The organism is Mycobacterium fragae (genome assembly GCF_002102185.1).
GTDB lineage: Bacteria > Actinomycetota > Actinomycetes > Mycobacteriales > Mycobacteriaceae > Mycobacterium > Mycobacterium fragae.
Genome location: NZ_LQOW01000004.1, coordinates 45,493 through 60,552 on the forward strand (window position 1 = coordinate 45,493; position 15,060 = coordinate 60,552).

A 15,060-nucleotide genomic window follows, 5' to 3' on the forward strand; every position below is an offset into this window, starting at 1 on the left:
TCAGACTAAGGCTGCCACCAGGGCCGCAGCGGCAGCCCATTGTCCGGATTACGCTCGTCGACCTTGGCCGCCAGGACGTGATGCAGCTGAATCTTGTTCTGCTCGAAGCCCACTCGCGAAGCGGCCATGTAGAGCCCCCACACCTTGGCGGTGGGCAGACCGACTTCGGCGACCGCTTCGTCCCAGTGCTCGACGAGGTTGCGGCACCAATCGCGCAGCGTCATCGCGTAGTGATGGCGGAAGTTCTCCGCGTGCAGTACCTCGAAGCCGACGTCCTGGATCTCGGTGATGATGCGCCCCGAGCCGGTCAGCTCCCCGTCGGGGAAGACGTAACGGTCGGTGAAGCTGCCTGCCCGGAACATCGACCGGTTGTCATGGCGGGTGATGCAGTGATTGAGCAGCAGTCCGCCGCTGCGCAACTTCGACTTCAGGAAGCGGAAGTAGGCCGGGTAATTGCTCACCCCGATGTGCTCGGTGAGGCCGATCGACGAAACCGCATCGAACCCGGTCTCGCGGACGTCGCGGTAGTCGGAGTGGCGCACCTCGGCCAGCTCTGCAAGCCCTTCGGCCTCGATGGCCTTTTGCCCCCATTTCGCCTGCTCGGCCGAGAGCGTCGCACCAATGGCCCGAACACCGCGCCGGGCTGCGTAGCGCACCATCCCGCCCCACCCACAGCCGACGTCGAGCAACCGATCGCCCGGCTGCAAGCGCAGTTTGTCGAAGATCAGCCGGTACTTGTTCTCCTGCGCCTCCTCCAGCGTGGCATCGGGGTGGGGATAAACCGCGCAGGTGTAGGTCATCGACGGCCCGAGCACCCATTCGTAGAAGGTGTTGGAAACGTCGTAGTGGTGGTGGATGGCCTCGGCGTCGCGGGTCTTGCTGTGCCGCAAGCCCTCGGCGATCCGGCGCCACCGAGGCAACGCCTCTTGCGGTGGCGGCGCGATCGGCATGAGCCGTTCGAATCCGATCGAGCGGACGATGTTGGCCAGCACGCGAGGCGAAGGCCGTTTGAAGTCGAGTTTGGTCGCCAGCGTGTTGAGCAGGTGGTAGGGATCGCCGGGGTGTACGCCGCGGAGGCCGAGGTCGCCGGAGATGTAGGCGCGGGCCATCCCCAGTTCGCCGGGTGCCGTCACCAGATAGGTGGTGCCTCGCGGGGACAGCAGATCTATGCCCAGCGTGGCTTCTTCGGGGCCGGCGGTGCTGCCGTCGTACGCGCTGAATTTCAGTTCGTGTTGGCTCCGGCCGGCGAACACCGCCAAGATCTCGGCGAGGCTCATCTTGCCGGTTGCGGTGGGGGCATGTGCCTTGGTCGTCGTCATCGTCGTTGCACCGCCTTTGCATACAGGTCCAGAAGACGCGAATCCGGGTCGTAGGTTTTCTTCACGGTTTTGTAGGCTTCGCCGCCGTAGAGTTCGTCGAATTCCTCGCGGCTGTAATAGGAGTCGGAATACAGCGACTTGTGTCCGTCGAGCTCGCCGACCTTCGCCTCGATCAACCGGTTCGTCGCGCCCTCGGTCGCACCGGCCGGAACTGAGGACCAAAAACCGACATTGACGTAGGTGCGGCCCGGCTGAATCGGATACAGCGGCCAGCCGCCTTCGTCGCGTAACCGTAACGGGCACAACCAGACCGGAGCGATGGGGACCGTCTGCAAGAACCACTCCAAGAACTCGGTTGTCCGCTCGATCGGCACTTCGACGTCCTGAACCACCCGTTCGCGTGGCGGACGACCCTGACGCTTCTCGATCCGGTCGGCGATACCGAAACGGTGGTCGAGCGCCACCAGTTTCCAGTAGACGCTGCTGCGCCGGTAGCGCCGCGGCCACCACCGCCGCACCTGGGGGTTCTGCGCGCCGAATGAGCGTGAGCACCAGAACCAGTCGGTGTCCCATCGCCAGAAGTAGTCGTGCATGGTCAACCGGTCTTCTTTGATGCCGGTCTGGTGCTGGATGGAGCGGTAGTAGATGTCCTGGCCGGTGTAGTCGCTGACCGGACCGGCGGTGGTGGTGCGTACGCCGACGCACAAGTAGCTCTCGTCGGCGCTGAAGACCACGCCGTCGAGGTAGTCGACCGGCACACCGTCGAGCCCGCCGGTGTCGATGATGCGGTCCATCGCCGCCACCATGTCGGCGAGCGAGTGAAATCGGACGTGTCGCAGCGCCACGAACGGCTTTATGGTCTCGAGTTCGATTCGCAGTCTGGTCGAATAACCGAGCGTCCCATAGGAATTCGGGAACGCACGATACAGGTCGGGATGCTGCTGCGGCGATACGGTGAGCAATTCGCCTGCGCCGGTGAGGATGTCCATCTCGAGCACCGACTCATGCGGCAGGCCGTTGCGAAACGAGGCCGACTCGATGCCCAAGCCGGTGACCGCCCCGCCAAGCGTGATGGTCTTCAGCTGCGGGACCACCAAGGGCGACAGGCCGTAAGGCAGTGTCGCGGCGACGAGGTCCTCGTACGTGCACATGCCGGCCACGTCCGCAGTGCGGGCCTCCGGGTCCACCGCGATCACATTCGTCAGCCCTGATACGTCGAGGCCCGGCGCGTCGCGCTTGGCGCGGGCGCGGAACAAATTCGAGGTGGGCTTGGCGAGTCGGACGGACGCCGTCGCGGGAATCGAACGATAACTCGCCAACAACCGCTCGACGCCCGCCTCGTGAGCCGCCGATGCGGCTGCGGGGACAGGCATCACATATACCCTAGTCCCCGATAGCAGCCTGTGCACGGGATGCAACAACCCGCGCGCGGCGTCGACAAACCCACCGACAGAGGAGTTTCGCCTGATGGGAAAGGTCAGCGCAGCCAGCACGATCTTGATCAACGCGGAGCCCACGGCCGTGCTGACTGCCGTCTCCGACTACCAGAACGTCCGCCCGAAGATCCTCTCTTCGCACTACCGCGACTACCGGGTATTGGAGGGTGGTCAGGGGCAGGGCACCGTCGCCGAATGGAAACTGCAGGCCACCAAATCCCGGGTGCGGGACGTGCGGGCCAGCGTCGACGTCGCCGGCCATGCCGTCATCGAAAAGGACGCCAACTCGACGATGGTCACCAACTGGACGGTTGCTCCGGCCGGACCCGGCTCGAGCGTCACCGTCACGACCACCTGGACGGGCGCGGGTGGGGTGAAGGGATTCTTTGAGAAGACGTTCGCCCCGCTGGGCCTGAAGAGGATTCAGTCCGAAGTGCTGGCCAACCTCAAGAAGGAGGTTGAGGGCTAGCCTGACCTAGGAATCCTGCGATACCGCGGACGACGGCGTCGGCGTATTTCTGCCTGCCCTCGGGGGTCTGCATCAGCGACGAGTCGGCGGGATTTTTCATGTTGCCGCATTCGACGAGAACGGCCGGATACTGCGCGAGGTTCAGGCCGGCCAGGTCGGCGCGCCCGTACAGCCCGTCTTGGCCGATGTAGTTGGCCGGCGGAATACCGGAGGCTTGCAGTTGGTCACGCATGATCCGGGCGAACTGCACCGACGGTCCCGCCTGCACCTGGTTGAGCGGTGGCGCCGAATAGTTGACGTGAAAGCCGCGCCCGTTCGGCGGGCCGCCGTCGGCGTGGATGCTGACGATCGCGTTCGGGTGTAACCCGTTGGCCATCGCGGCGCGCTGGTCGACGCACGGGCCCACCGAGCTGTCGTCGCCGCGCGACATGGCCGTCCGCGCTCCCAACGCGCTGAGCGCCGCGCGAATGCGCAACGTCGTGTCCCAGGTGAAGCTGTGCTCCGGGTAGCCGTCGTTGGTCGTCGTGCCGCTAGCCTGGCAGTCTTTGGTGCCGCCGCGACCATTCGGCACCTGGCGGCTGATCGACCCGTCGTTGGCGCCGTTGTGACCCGGGTCGAGGAACACGGTCATGCCCGCGATGCTGGTAGGAGCGGCCGTCGCCTCGGGGAGGTGGGGTGTCGGAGCAACCATGAGTACGCCGAGCGCTACTACGACCCCGACACGCAGGCGAGCTAGTAAGCGCACTGCGCCACGGTAGCCTGCCGGCGTCTAGGCTGAAAGTTTCGAACCGCCGAGCCTTGTTAGGCGAGACCAAGTCGAGACCAAGAAGCAAGAGGACTGTCATGCAACCAGGAGGCCAGCCGGACATGTCGGCCCTGCTCGCTCAGGCGCAGCAGATGCAGCAACAGCTGATGGCCGCACAGCAGCGGCTCGCCAACTCCGAGGTGCAGGGCAAAGCCGGGGGTGGCCTGGTCGAGGTCACGGTCAAGGGCAACGGCGAGGTGGTCGCGGTCAAGATCGATCCCAAGGTCGTCGACCCCGCTGATGTCGAGACGTTGCAGGACTTGATCGTCGGTGCGCTCGCCGACGCGTCCGCGCAAGTCAGCGCCATGGCGCGGGAGCAGCTGGGTCCGCTGGCCGGCGGGATGGGCGACGCGTTGGGTATCCCGGAGTCCTGATTGTTCGAGGGGCCGGTTCAGGATCTGATCGACGAGCTCGGCAAGCTGCCGGGCATCGGGCCGAAGAGCGCGCAGCGCATCGCCTTCCACCTGTTGTCGGTCGAACCGGCGGATATCGACCGGCTCACCGCGGTGCTGGCCCGGGTCCGTGAGGGCGTGCGGTTTTGCTCGGTGTGCGGCAACGTCTCCGACGACGAGCGCTGCCGAATTTGTGCTGATAGCCGTCGAGATGCGTCTGTGGTGTGCGTGGTCGAGGAGCCCAAGGACATCCAGGCCGTCGAGCGCACGCGCGAATTCCGGGGCCGATACCACGTGCTGGGTGGGGCGCTGGATCCGCTGTCCGGAGTCGGTCCCGAGCAGCTGCGGATCCGCGAGCTGCTGAACCGGATCGGCGAGCAGACCGACGGCGTCGAGATCAGCGAGGTCATCATCGCCACCGACCCCAACACCGAAGGCGAGGCGACGGCCACCTACCTGGTGCGGATGCTGCGCGACATCCCCGGGCTGACCGTGACGCGGATAGCGTCCGGGCTGCCGATGGGCGGCGACCTGGAGTTCGCCGACGAGCTGACCTTGGGCCGCGCGCTGACCGGCCGTCGCGCCATGGCCTGATTGCCCATTTGCGCCGAAACCGACGTTTTGCAGGCCGCTTCTCGCACTTTTTCTGCAAAACGTCGGATTGAGTGATGTCGGTAAAGCGCTGGGCTGGATCGTCATCCGGGTGATCGCCGGGGACAGGCCAGACGACATCATCGAACGGGTGCGTGTCGGCGCAAAGAGGCCCTACGCCCGTAGCCGTTCGCGGCGCAGCAACTCCACCTCCGGCAGCGCCAGCGGCGCCAGCTCACCGACCACGCGGCCCAGCAGGTAGTCGGCGAGTTCGGGATTGCGGGCCAGGCATGGGCCGTGCATGTAGGTGGCGATCACGCTGCCCTGCACCGCGCCGTCAAAGCCGTCGCCGGCCCGGTTGCCGGCACCCTTCTTGACCGCGCCCAGCGGCGATGCCGCATCGCCGAGCACCGTTCCGCCCCGGTGATTCTCGAAACCGGTCAACGGCGCCGTCAGCCCGTCCAGCAGCGGCCTGCTGACCACCTCGCCGATGGTGCGAACCGGCTGCGGCGAAGTGGTCGCGTCGAGCAGACCCACGCCGTCGACCCGCTCGCCGGATGACGTCTCATACCAGTGCCCGAGCACCTGGATCGCCGCGCAGATCGCCAGCACGGGCGCGCCGCGGGCCGCGGCGCGCTGTAGACCCGGATACCGAAGCAGATGCCTGGTCGCCAGCCGCTGCGCATAGTCCTCCGCCCCGCCCAGCGTGTAGAGATCCAGCGACTCGGGCACCGGGTCGGCCAGCGTGATCTCGACGATCTCCGCGGCGATGCCCCGCAAGAGCAGCCGCTGTCGCAGCACAACAGCGTTGCCGCCGTCGCCGTAGGTGCCCATCACGTCGGGCAGCACCAACCCGATCCGGACTGTCATGTGATTCGCCGGTTGAGTTGCAGGAACGCGGTGTAGTTAGCGACGACCTCGACTCGTCCGGGCGGGCACGAGGCGATCGCGGCGACGGTGTCGTGCACCAGGGTGTGCTGCACGCCGGCATACCCGAGCCGCACCGCCAAGTCGGTGCCCCGCTCGCCGGCAGCCACCACCGGCACACCCTCGAAATGCTCGAAGCGCACATCCCAGAGCCAGGACAGATCCTCGCCGTCGGGTACCCGCCCGTTGACCGAGATCACCACACCGGCGGCATGCTTGTCGACCATCGACAGCGCTTCCTGCCACCCGGCGGGGTTCTTGGCCAGCAGCATCCGCACGGTGTGGTCCCCGATACGGACGGTCCGGTAGCGCCCGGCGACCTCGTCGACCGTCGACACGGCTGCGACGGCCGAAGCCGGATCGGCCCCGAGCGCGACGGCCGCCGCCACGGCCTGCGCGGCGTTGCCGCGATTCACCGCCCCGGGCAGCCGCAGCCGCATCGGCAGCGCCAGCCCGTCGGGTCCATAGAGCATGTCGTCGTCGAACCACCAATGCGGGCTGGGCCGTTTGAAGTCGGCCCCGGTGGAATACCAATGCGACTTCTCGCGAACGATCACCTCGCCGCTGCGCGGGCAGCTCACCGAGTCGGCCGACCAGGCACCGCCGGCGGCCACCCACACCACGTCGGCGCTGTCATAGGCGGCCGACGTCATCAACACGTCGTCGCAGTTGGCGACGAGCACCGTCTTCGGGCGCCGGGCCAGCCCGGCCCGCAGCGTGCGTTCGATCACGTTGATCTCGCCGACCCGGTCCAGCTGGTCGCGGGACAGGTTGAGCAGGACGACGACGGCGGGTTCGACAGCATCCGACACGTGCGGCACGTGCATCTCGTCGACCTCCAGCGCCGCCAACCCGGCGCCGCGGTCGGCGGCTAGCGCCGCCACCAGGCCGGCGTCCATGTTGGCGCCCTCGGCGTTGGTGGCCACCGAGCCGAGAGTTCCCAGCGCCGCCGCGGTCATCCGGGTGGTCGTCGACTTGCCGTTGGTCCCGGTGACGATCACCGTGCGCCGGCCCGCGCCGAGCTGACGCAGGATCGAGCGGTCCAACGTCATCGCCACCAGGCCGCCGATCATTGCGCCGGCCCCCCGGCCGGTCACCCGCGACGCCCACCGCGCGCCGGCTCCGGCGGCCAGGGCGAGGCGTCCACGGGCGGTAATCACGTTCGGGAGTTTAGGGCGATCGCAAGCGCGGCGATTGCGCCGGGCGCAGCGGGTCGCCCTCATCGAGTTAAGTTCACGACACGTCGCGCGGCGAACCGGCGATGTCGGTTCGACGTGCCATCCTCACCTTTATGGAGACGATCTGGGGTCGGCCGACCAGTGAACCCGGCACGGGCTGGGCCGTCATCGACGTCGAGACCTCGGGCTTCCGCCCGGGCCAGGCCCGGATCATCAGCCTCGCGGCGCTGGCCCTCGACGTCGACGGGCGAGTCGAGGAGTCCGTCGTCAGCCTGCTCAACCCCGGCGTGGATCCCGGTCCGACCCATGTGCACGGCCTGACCGCCGCCATGCTCGAGGACCAGCCGCAGTTCGCCGACATCGCCGACGACGTCGTCAAACTGCTCGACGGCCGCACGCTGGTCGCGCACAACGTCGCGTTCGACTACGCCTTCCTGGCCGCTGAGGCCGAGCTCGCCGACTTCGAACTCCCGGTCGACGCGGTCATGTGCACGGTCGAGCTGGCCCGCCGGCTAGAACTGGGCATCGACAACCTGCGGCTGGAGACGCTCGCGGCGCACTGGGGAGTCGCCCAGCGCCGGCCGCACGACGCCTTCGACGACGCCCTTGTGCTGACCCGCGTGCTGGCCGCCGCACTCGAGCGGGCCCGCGACCGCGACGTCTGGCTACCAGTGCGCCCGGTCACCCGCCGCCGCTGGCCCAACGGCCGGGTCACCCATGACGAGCTTCGGCCGCTGAAGGTGCTGGCGTCCCGGTTACCCTGCCCGTATCTCAACCCGGGCCCGTATGTGCGGGGCCGACCGCTGGTGCAGGGCATGCGGGTGGCACTGGCCGCCGAGGTGCGCCGCACTCACGAGGAACTGGTCGAGCGGATCCTGCACGCCGGGCTGGCCTACACCGAGGCCGTCGACCTCGACACCTCGCTGGTGGTCTGCAATGAGTCCCGGCCCGAGCACGGCAAGGGTTATCTGGCCCGCGAACTGGGTGTGCCGTTGGTTTCCGACGCGCAGTTCATGGATTGCGTAAACACCGTCGCTGGTGGCACCGGCGTCGAGGAGTTCATCGACACCGCAGACGTCGGCAAGCAGTTCGCCCTGTTCTAAAGGGTTCTAGCGCGATGCGCGGTTGACCGCCGAGACGACGGCGCGCAGCGACGCGGTGGTGATCGACGGCGCGATCCCGACGCCCCACACCGTGCGGCCGCCGACCGACGCCTCCACATACGCGGCGGCCTGCGCTTCCTCGCCGGCACTCATCGCATGCTCGAAGTAGTCGAGCACCGATACCTCGAAGCCGACGTGGCCCAACGCGTCGACGAATGCGGCGAGCGGGCCGTTGCCGGCGCCGCTGATCTCGGTCTCTGTCCCGTCGATCTTGACGACGGCCAGGATGCGGTCGGTGCCGCCGTCGACCTCGGAGGCGATGACCTGCTGGCGCATCCGCTCCAGCGGCCGCACCGGGGCCAGGTATTCCTCGGCGAACGCATCCCACATGTCCTTGGGCGAGACCTCACCCCCTTCTGAGCCGCCTCCTCCTTCGGCGATCTTCTGGATCACCTGGCTGAACTCGATCTGCAGCCGTCGCGGGAGCGCCAGGCCATGGTCGGCCTTCATGATGTAGGCCACCCCGCCCTTGCCGGACTGCGAATTGACCCGGATCACCGCCTCGTAGGTGCGGCCCACGTCGCGCGGGTCGATCGGCAGATACGGCACCTGCCACAGCATGTCTTCGACGTCGGAGTCGGCGGCGTCCGCGTCGATCTTCATCTGGTCCAGGCCCTTGTTGATGGCGTCCTGGTGGCTGCCGGAGAACGCGGTGTAGACCAGATCGCCGCCGTAGGGATGACGTTCGTGCACCGGCAGCTGATTGCAGTACTCGACGGTGCGCCGGATCTCGTCGATGTTGGAGAAGTCGATCTGCGGGTCGACGCCGCGGGAGAACAGATTCAGCCCCAGCGTCACCAGGCACACGTTCCCGGTGCGCTCGCCGTTGCCGAACAGGCAGCCCTCGATTCGGTCGGCGCCGGCCTGATAACCCAATTCGGCTGCTGCGACGGCTGTTCCGCGATCGTTGTGTGGATGCAGGCTCAAGATCACCGAGTCCCGGCGCGCCAGGTTACGGCTCATCCACTCGATGGAGTCGGCGTAGACGTTCGGTGTGGCCATCTCCACGGTGGCGGGCAGGTTGAAGATGATCGGGTTGTCCGGCGTCGGCTGGATGACCTCGCCGACGGCGTCGCAGACTTCTTTGGCGTATTCCAGTTCGGTGCCGGTGTAGGACTCCGGTGAGTACTCGAAGCGCCACCGGGTGCCTGGGTATTTGGCCGCCTCTTCGACGCATTTGCGGGCGCCGTCGGTGGCGATCGCCTGGACGGCAGGCCGGTCGGCGCGAAAAACCACGCGGCGCTGCAGGATTGACGTCGAGTTGTAGAAGTGCACGATGGCCCGCGGCGCCCCCTCGCACGCTTGGAAGGTGCGCTCGATCAGCTCCGGGCGGCATTGGGTCAGCACCTGGATGGTGACGTCGTCGGGAATGACGTCCTCGCTGATGATCTCGCGGATGAAGTCGAAGTCGGTTTGGCTGGCCGACGGGAAGCCGACCTCGATCTCCTTGTAGCCCATCTGGACCAGCAGCTCAAACATGCGGCGCTTGCGGGCCGGGCTCATCGGGTCGATGAGGGCCTGGTTGCCGTCGCGCAGGTCGACCGCACACCACATCGGGGCGCGAGTGATCACTCGGTCGGGCCAGGTGCGATCGGCCAGCCGGACGGGTTCGACTTCCTCGGCGAACGGCCGATACCGCTTGATAGGCATCGACGATCCGCGCTGGGTGTTCCACGCGGGTTGGCCGGCGTTGGGGCTGCCCGCGGGTTTGGTGATGGTCCGCGTAGATCTGAACGCGTCGGGCGAATCAGAAGGGAAACTAGTCACGGTGATTGCTCCGGTGATATTGAAGGGCGCCTAATTCGGCTCAGACCGGCGCATCGCGAACTCCGCGACGGGAAGCCGGCCTGCGATCAGACCCCGCCGCGGCGTTCGAGAAGGAGCACCCGCTGCACGCTTTAGTACTTTACCGTGCTTACACCCGTCCCCAAAACCCCAGGTCGTCCCCTTACTGACCGGGCGGGACGATCTTGACCGGGATGTCGGTGTTCTCGTCGGTGTGATAGCTGGCGCACACCCGGTGATAGCCGTCGGCGATCTGCAGCGGCACACCGTTGGTGAGATCGCCGCGCACCGCCAGAATCGGCGACAGCTGCTTGCCTTTCTTGATTTTCTCGAGGTCTGCTCGCACGTGCGGGTTGTCGGGCGGCAGCAGCGCCAGGCGCGACGCGCGCAGCAGGTCCTTGGCCTTCTTGTGCACCAGCGGGGCCACCTTCAACGCCGCGACGAGTTCGCTAACCTGCTGGGCGGTGGTGAGCAGGGCCAAGTAATCCGCGGCCGCCGGATAGTCATGCTCGTCCGGTTCGGCACTCCACAGCACCGCACCCATCGTCAGGACCCCTTTCTCATGTCAACGTATTCTGTTGTGGACCTTGAACCTCAGCGATGCTAGGTCTGATGGTGGCGACCCGCTGCGCCCGGCTCCGCCGCGCTGGCGATCGCCACTAGGACTCTGCCCGATCAGAAGGGGTCGCAGTGGCGCTCGTCGTGCAGAAGTACGGCGGATCCTCGGTAGCCGACGCCGGGCGGATCCGCCGCGTCGCCGAACGCATTGTTGAGGCCAAGAAGCAAGGCAACGACGTCGTCGTGGTGGTCTCGGCGATGGGCGACACCACCGACGACCTGCTGGACCTCGCCCTGCAGGTGTGTCCGGCGCCGCCGGCCCGGGAGCTGGACATGCTGCTGACCGCCGGCGAGCGTATCTCCAACGCGCTGGTGGCGATGGCGATCGAATCGCTTGGCGCCCATGCCCGCTCGTTCACCGGCTCGCAGGCGGGTGTCATCACCACCGGCGCCCACGGCAAGGCGAAGATCATCGACGTCACCCCGGGCCGGTTGCGGTCCGCGCTCGACGAGGGCCTGATCGTGCTGGTCGCCGGCTTTCAGGGCGTCAGCCAGGACACCAGGGATGTCACTACCCTGGGCCGCGGCGGCTCGGACACCACCGCGGTGGCGTTGGCCGCCGCGCTGGGCGCCGACGTCTGCGAGATCTACACCGACGTCGACGGCATCTTCAGCGCGGACCCGCGGATCGTGCCGAATGCCCGGCGGTTGGACACCGTGACGTTCGAGGAGATGCTCGAGATGGCGGCCTGCGGCGCGAAGATACTGATGCTGCGCTGTGTGGAATACGCCCGTCGCTACAACATGCCCGTCCATGTCCGGTCGTCGTATTCGGACAAGCCGGGCACCGTCGTTACCGGATCAATCAAGGACATCCCCATGGAAGACCCCATCCTGACCGGCGTCGCGCATGACCGCAGCGAGGCCAAGGTGACCGTCGTCGGTATACCTGACCTGCCGGGGTACGCGGCCAAGGTGTTCCGGGTGATCGCCGACGCCGACATCAACATCGACATGGTGCTGCAGAACGTCTCCAAGGTCGAGAACGGCAAGACCGACATCACGTTCACCTGCCCGCGGGACAGCGGGCCCTCCGCGATGCAAGTACTGGACGCGCTCAAGGACGAGATCGGCTTCACCCGGGTGCTCTACGACGACCACATCGGCAAGGTGTCGTTGATCGGTGCCGGCATGCGTAGCCATCCGGGGGTGACTGCCACGTTTTGTGAGGCGCTGGCCGGTGTGGGAATCAACATCGACCTGATCTCCACTTCCGAGATCCGGATTTCGGTGCTGTGCAAGGACACCGAGCTGGACAAGGCGGTCGTCGCAGTGCACGAGGCATTCGGGCTCGGCGGCACGGAGCACGCAACCGTCTATGCCGGGACGGGGCGCTAATGGTCGCCATCGGTGTAGTAGGCGCCACCGGCCAGGTGGGCCAGGTGATGCGCGCGTTGCTCGACGATCGCGAATTCCCGTCGACCAGCGTGCGGTTTTTCGCGTCGGCCCGCTCGCAGGGCCGCAAGCTGACGTTCCGCGGCCAGGAAATCGAGGTCGAGGACGCCGAAACAGCCGACCCGGCCGGGCTGGACATCGCGCTGTTCTCCGCCGGCGCGGCGATGTCGCGGGTGCATGCGCCACGGTTCGCGGCCGCCGGGGTGACGGTGATCGACAACTCCTCGGCGTGGCGCAAGGACCCCGACGTGCCACTGGTTGTCTCCGAGGTGAATTTCGCTGCCGCCCGGAACCGCCCCAAGGGCATTATCGCCAACCCGAACTGCACCACGATGGTCGCGATGCCGGTGCTCAAGGTGCTTCACGACGAGGCCCAGCTGGTGCGCATCGTGGCATCGACGTATCAGGCCGTCTCCGGCAGCGGCGTGGCCGGGGTGGCCGAGCTGGCCGAGCAGACCCGGGCAGTGATCGACGGTGCCGAGCTGCTGGTGCACGACGGCAGCGCGCTGGCGTTTCCGTCGCCGCACACCTACACCGAGCCGATCGCGTTCAACGTCATCCCGCTGGCCGGGTCGCTGGTCGACGACGGGTCCGAAGAGACCAACGAAGACCAGAAGCTGCGCGACGAAAGCCGCAAGATCCTCGACATCCCTGATCTGTTGGTCAGCGGCACCTGTGTGCGCGTCCCGGTGTTCACCGGTCACTCGCTGTCGATCAATGCCGAGTTCGCGCAACCGCTTTCACCCGAGCGGGCGCGTGAATTGCTCGACGGTGCCCCGGGAGTGAAGGTGGTCGACGTGCCGACCCCGCTGGCCGCCGCCGGCGTCGACGAATCTCTGGTTGGCCGGATCCGCCGCGACCCCGGTGTGCCCGATGGACGCGGCCTGGCGCTGTTCGTCTCCGGCGACAACCTGCGCAAGGGCGCGGCGCTGAACACCATCCAGATCGCCGAGCTGCTGGCCGCCGAATTGTGATCCGGGCGTGAGCTCGCCCGCCCGCCTATCGCTACTGTTCGCGTGTTTGCTTGCTCCGATTGGTGTTTCGATCGCCCATGCCGACCCGCCGGCGCCGATGCCCGAGCCGGTGATGCCCCCGCTGGCGCCCGGCGAGGTGATCCGGATCGGCCCCACCGCAGGGACCGGCACGCCCACCCGGGACTATGGCATCGGGGCGACCGACCTGTGCGAATTCATGGAATTTCCAAGCGAAGTGATGCAGGTCTGCGGTGACAGCTTCGCCGGCCAGGGCGTCGGCTTCGGCGGCTACTATGCGCCGATCGCCTTGCGGGTCGACACGTCATCGGTGGACGACCCGAACGGGGTGCGCTACACCGGCGTCACCGGCGTGTGGGAGCCGTTGCTCGCCGACCCGGCACCGCCGGGCGTAGCGCAGTTGCCCGCCGGTGTAGTGCAGATCAACCGGCAGAACTATCTGTTGGTGACCAGCACGGTCGAACTGGTACCGCAGGGTTCGCGACTCGTGAAAGCCGAACCGGTGCATGGATTTTGGCAGACTGTTGCCGGGTCGGTGCGGACCGCCGACTACCTGGGGGGGCAGCAGTCGCAGATCAGCGGCTATTACGACCCGATCCCGACGGCCGAATCGCCGAGCGGGTGGGTGTACATCGTCGCCGACAGCTTCCAACGCAACCAACCCGTGACGCTCTACCGCGTCGCCCCGGAGAAGTTCGGCGACCGGTCTCAGTGGCAGGGCTGGTCGTCCGGTCCCGACGGCGGTTGGGACAAACCCCCAACGCCGTTGTGGGCGGACACGGTTGGCGAGATGAGCTTCAAGCAGATCGACGGCAAGGCGGTGCTGTCCTATTTCAACTCCAACACCGGAAACATGGAAGTGCGGGTCGCCGACGACCCGACCTCGCTGGGCACCGCGCCGGTGACCACGGTGGTGCAACACGTGGACGAGTGGCCCGAACCCGCGGAAAGCCTGCCCCCGCCGTATGACAACCGGCTGGCGCAGCCCTACGGCGGATACATCTCGCCGGGTTCGACGCTGGACGAACTGCGGGTGTTCGTCAGCCAGTGGCACAACAGCGATCCGCGGGCGCGTGCGCCCTACCGGGTCATCCAATTCGCGGTCAACCCGTTCAAACCGGAGTAGCCGCCGTGTCATTCATAGCTGTTTCATAGCCAGCACCTAGCGCGGACTATTCGTTGGCCGCGCATCATTCGAGGCATGAGTGAAATACCTGAAACACCAGCCACTACTTCGGCCGCAACGACGCCAGCTGCTGCGCCCGCCAAGCCATATTGGCTTTATCGGCTGGCGGCGTGGGTGGTGATCGTGGCCGGCATCCTGTTCATCGTCACGACCATCTTCTTCGCCGGCTTCCGGATTGCCGGTCACCATGGTCACCACCATTGCCGTCACCACCACGCGATGGTCCACCACCGGGGGCCGGGCGGTCCGCAAGGCGGTCCCGGCGCCGGCGCACCCGGTCCCGGACAGCCGCCGCACTCCATCGCTCCGTCCACGGCGCCGCCGCGCCCGTAGCGTTTGGTGTGCGTGTTCTGCTGTTGACCGTTGAAGGGGGCATTATCAAGACATGACGCAGGCACCTGAACCTCCCCTCCCGCCGGAGGCCCCGCCACCGCCGCCTCCTCCTCGGCCACCGCATGAAGCGAAGCCGCCCCGCCTTTATCAGGTCGCGGCGTGGGTGATGATCGTCGCCGGCACTGTTCTCATCCTCGCGATCGTCTTTTTCACCGGCGCCGCAGTCGCGATGCATGACCTTCGCTGCAGCTATCACCACGGCGTGTCCAAACCCGGCGGTATGCCGGACGGACCGCCGCCGGGGCCCGGGCGGTGGATTTTCATCGCCCCTGGCGGCCCCGGTGCCCCGCCGCCCATGGGCCCGGGTGGTCCGCCGATGCCGCCGGGACCACCGCCACCTCCAGCGCCACCGCCCGCGCCACCTCCACCGCCGCCGCCCCCGCCTCGGTAACCCCTAGGGCTGCGCGAAAA

At 67.1% G+C, this 15,060-nt stretch carries 16 protein-coding genes; 9 read left to right on the forward strand and 7 right to left on the reverse strand.

Annotation, left to right across the window (positions count from 1 at the left end; all coding sequences use genetic code 11):
* Window positions 1-5 precede the first annotated feature (5 nt).
* Window positions 6-1,319 carry a class I SAM-dependent methyltransferase gene (locus tag AWC06_RS02510; protein WP_085194059.1) on the reverse strand — a complete coding sequence of 438 codons (1,314 nt, stop codon included), beginning with the start codon at window positions 1,317-1,319 and terminating at the stop codon, window positions 6-8.
* Complete coding sequence (locus tag AWC06_RS02515) at window positions 1,316-2,692, reverse strand: FAD-binding oxidoreductase (protein WP_085194061.1); 1,377 nt, start codon at window positions 2,690-2,692, stop codon at window positions 1,316-1,318. The genes AWC06_RS02510 and AWC06_RS02515 overlap by 4 nt, the downstream gene beginning before the upstream one ends.
* Before the next feature lie 94 nt (window positions 2,693-2,786).
* Between AWC06_RS02515 and AWC06_RS02520 the strand changes: the two genes are divergently transcribed.
* Window positions 2,787-3,224 carry an SRPBCC family protein gene (locus tag AWC06_RS02520; RefSeq protein WP_085194063.1) on the forward strand — a complete coding sequence of 146 codons (438 nt, stop codon included), beginning with the start codon at window positions 2,787-2,789 and terminating at the stop codon, window positions 3,222-3,224.
* Here the strand turns inward: AWC06_RS02520 and AWC06_RS02525 are convergent.
* On the reverse strand, window positions 3,202-3,915 hold the full coding sequence (locus tag AWC06_RS02525; RefSeq protein ID WP_085194065.1) for an Rv3717 family N-acetylmuramoyl-L-alanine amidase: 714 nt from the start codon (window positions 3,913-3,915) through the stop codon (window positions 3,202-3,204). The two genes, AWC06_RS02520 and AWC06_RS02525, sit on opposite strands and share 23 nt — an antisense overlap.
* Window positions 3,916-4,067: 152 nt before the next feature.
* On the opposite strand from AWC06_RS02525, the gene AWC06_RS02530 reads away from it, so the two are divergent.
* Together AWC06_RS02530 and recR are read left to right on the forward strand one after the other, a co-directional pair.
* Window positions 4,068-4,403 (forward strand): YbaB/EbfC family nucleoid-associated protein, encoded by a 336-nt coding sequence (locus AWC06_RS02530; RefSeq protein WP_085194067.1) that lies wholly within the window; start codon window positions 4,068-4,070, stop codon window positions 4,401-4,403.
* Window positions 4,404-5,015 (forward strand): recombination mediator RecR, encoded by a 612-nt coding sequence (gene recR / locus AWC06_RS02535; RefSeq protein ID WP_085194069.1) that lies wholly within the window; start codon window positions 4,404-4,406, stop codon window positions 5,013-5,015.
* Between the two features lie 171 nt (window positions 5,016-5,186).
* On the opposite strand, the gene AWC06_RS02540 is transcribed toward recR, so the two are convergent.
* Together AWC06_RS02540 and AWC06_RS02545 are read right to left on the reverse strand one after the other, a co-directional pair.
* Window positions 5,187-5,882 carry a type 1 glutamine amidotransferase gene (locus AWC06_RS02540; protein ID WP_085194071.1) on the reverse strand — a complete coding sequence of 232 codons (696 nt, stop codon included), beginning with the start codon at window positions 5,880-5,882 and terminating at the stop codon, window positions 5,187-5,189.
* Window positions 5,879-7,099 carry a Mur ligase family protein gene (locus AWC06_RS02545; RefSeq protein WP_085194073.1) on the reverse strand — a complete coding sequence of 407 codons (1,221 nt, stop codon included), beginning with the start codon at window positions 7,097-7,099 and terminating at the stop codon, window positions 5,879-5,881. Before AWC06_RS02545 ends, AWC06_RS02540 begins: the two co-directional genes overlap by 4 nt.
* Before the next feature lie 131 nt (window positions 7,100-7,230).
* On the opposite strand from AWC06_RS02545, the gene AWC06_RS02550 reads away from it, so the two are divergent.
* Window positions 7,231-8,220, forward strand: a complete 990-nt coding sequence (locus tag AWC06_RS02550) for a DEDDh family exonuclease (RefSeq protein ID WP_085194075.1) — start codon at window positions 7,231-7,233, stop codon at window positions 8,218-8,220.
* Between the two features lie 6 nt (window positions 8,221-8,226).
* Here AWC06_RS02550 and leuA read toward each other — a convergent pair whose 3' ends face one another.
* Window positions 8,227-10,047, reverse strand: a complete 1,821-nt coding sequence (gene leuA, locus AWC06_RS02555; protein WP_085194076.1) for a 2-isopropylmalate synthase — start codon at window positions 10,045-10,047, stop codon at window positions 8,227-8,229.
* A gap of 181 nt (window positions 10,048-10,228) precedes the next feature.
* A complete protein-coding gene (locus tag AWC06_RS02560) occupies window positions 10,229-10,609 on the reverse strand; it encodes a hypothetical protein (protein ID WP_085194078.1) in 381 nt (126 codons plus the stop codon).
* 146 nt (window positions 10,610-10,755) lie between these two features.
* Here AWC06_RS02560 and AWC06_RS02565 point away from each other — a divergent pair, with 146 nt between their 5' ends.
* The 5 genes from AWC06_RS02565 (at window position 10,756) to AWC06_RS23380 (ending at window position 15,040) form a co-directional block, all read left to right on the forward strand.
* The gene (locus AWC06_RS02565) at window positions 10,756-12,021 is read left to right on the forward strand and encodes an aspartate kinase (RefSeq protein WP_085194080.1); all 1,266 of its coding nucleotides are present in this window, start codon (window positions 10,756-10,758) and stop codon (window positions 12,019-12,021) included.
* A complete protein-coding gene (locus AWC06_RS02570; protein ID WP_085194082.1) occupies window positions 12,021-13,052 on the forward strand; it encodes an aspartate-semialdehyde dehydrogenase in 1,032 nt (343 codons plus the stop codon). Before AWC06_RS02565 ends, AWC06_RS02570 begins: the two co-directional genes overlap by 1 nt.
* Window positions 13,053-13,149: 97 nt before the next feature.
* A complete protein-coding gene (locus AWC06_RS02575; protein WP_085194151.1) occupies window positions 13,150-14,196 on the forward strand; it encodes a DUF4185 domain-containing protein in 1,047 nt (348 codons plus the stop codon).
* Window positions 14,197-14,271: 75 nt separating this feature from the next.
* Window positions 14,272-14,589, forward strand: coding sequence for a hypothetical protein (locus AWC06_RS02580; RefSeq protein ID WP_085194084.1), 318 nt, complete (start codon window positions 14,272-14,274; stop codon window positions 14,587-14,589).
* A 52-nt stretch (window positions 14,590-14,641) separates the two neighbouring features.
* Window positions 14,642-15,040: a hypothetical protein gene (locus AWC06_RS23380; RefSeq protein WP_139819876.1), complete on the forward strand. Its 399-nt coding sequence runs from the start codon at window positions 14,642-14,644 to the stop codon at window positions 15,038-15,040.
* Window positions 15,041-15,060: the final 20 nt, after the last annotated feature.

What these genes read in the sequence shown, in the direction of transcription:
- AWC06_RS02510 (WP_085194059.1), bottom strand. Translation starts at nt 1,319, where the DNA reads ATGACGACGACCAAGGCACATGCCCCCACCGCAACCGGCAAGATGAGC.
- AWC06_RS02515 (WP_085194061.1), bottom strand. Translation starts at nt 2,692, where the DNA reads ATGCCTGTCCCCGCAGCCGCATCGGCGGCTCACGAGGCGGGCGTCGAG.
- AWC06_RS02520 (WP_085194063.1), top strand. Translation starts at nt 2,787, where the DNA reads ATGGGAAAGGTCAGCGCAGCCAGCACGATCTTGATCAACGCGGAGCCC.
- AWC06_RS02525 (WP_085194065.1), bottom strand. Translation starts at nt 3,915, where the DNA reads ATGGTTGCTCCGACACCCCACCTCCCCGAGGCGACGGCCGCTCCTACC.
- AWC06_RS02530 (WP_085194067.1), top strand. Translation starts at nt 4,068, where the DNA reads ATGCAACCAGGAGGCCAGCCGGACATGTCGGCCCTGCTCGCTCAGGCG.
- AWC06_RS02540 (WP_085194071.1), bottom strand. Translation starts at nt 5,882, where the DNA reads ATGACAGTCCGGATCGGGTTGGTGCTGCCCGACGTGATGGGCACCTAC.
- AWC06_RS02550 (WP_085194075.1), top strand. Translation starts at nt 7,231, where the DNA reads ATGGAGACGATCTGGGGTCGGCCGACCAGTGAACCCGGCACGGGCTGG.
- AWC06_RS02560 (WP_085194078.1), bottom strand. Translation starts at nt 10,609, where the DNA reads ATGGGTGCGGTGCTGTGGAGTGCCGAACCGGACGAGCATGACTATCCG.
- AWC06_RS02570 (WP_085194082.1), top strand. Translation starts at nt 12,021, where the DNA reads ATGGTCGCCATCGGTGTAGTAGGCGCCACCGGCCAGGTGGGCCAGGTG.
- AWC06_RS02575 (WP_085194151.1), top strand. Translation starts at nt 13,150, where the DNA reads ATGCCCGAGCCGGTGATGCCCCCGCTGGCGCCCGGCGAGGTGATCCGG.
- AWC06_RS02580 (WP_085194084.1), top strand. Translation starts at nt 14,272, where the DNA reads ATGAGTGAAATACCTGAAACACCAGCCACTACTTCGGCCGCAACGACG.
- AWC06_RS23380 (WP_139819876.1), top strand. Translation starts at nt 14,642, where the DNA reads ATGACGCAGGCACCTGAACCTCCCCTCCCGCCGGAGGCCCCGCCACCG.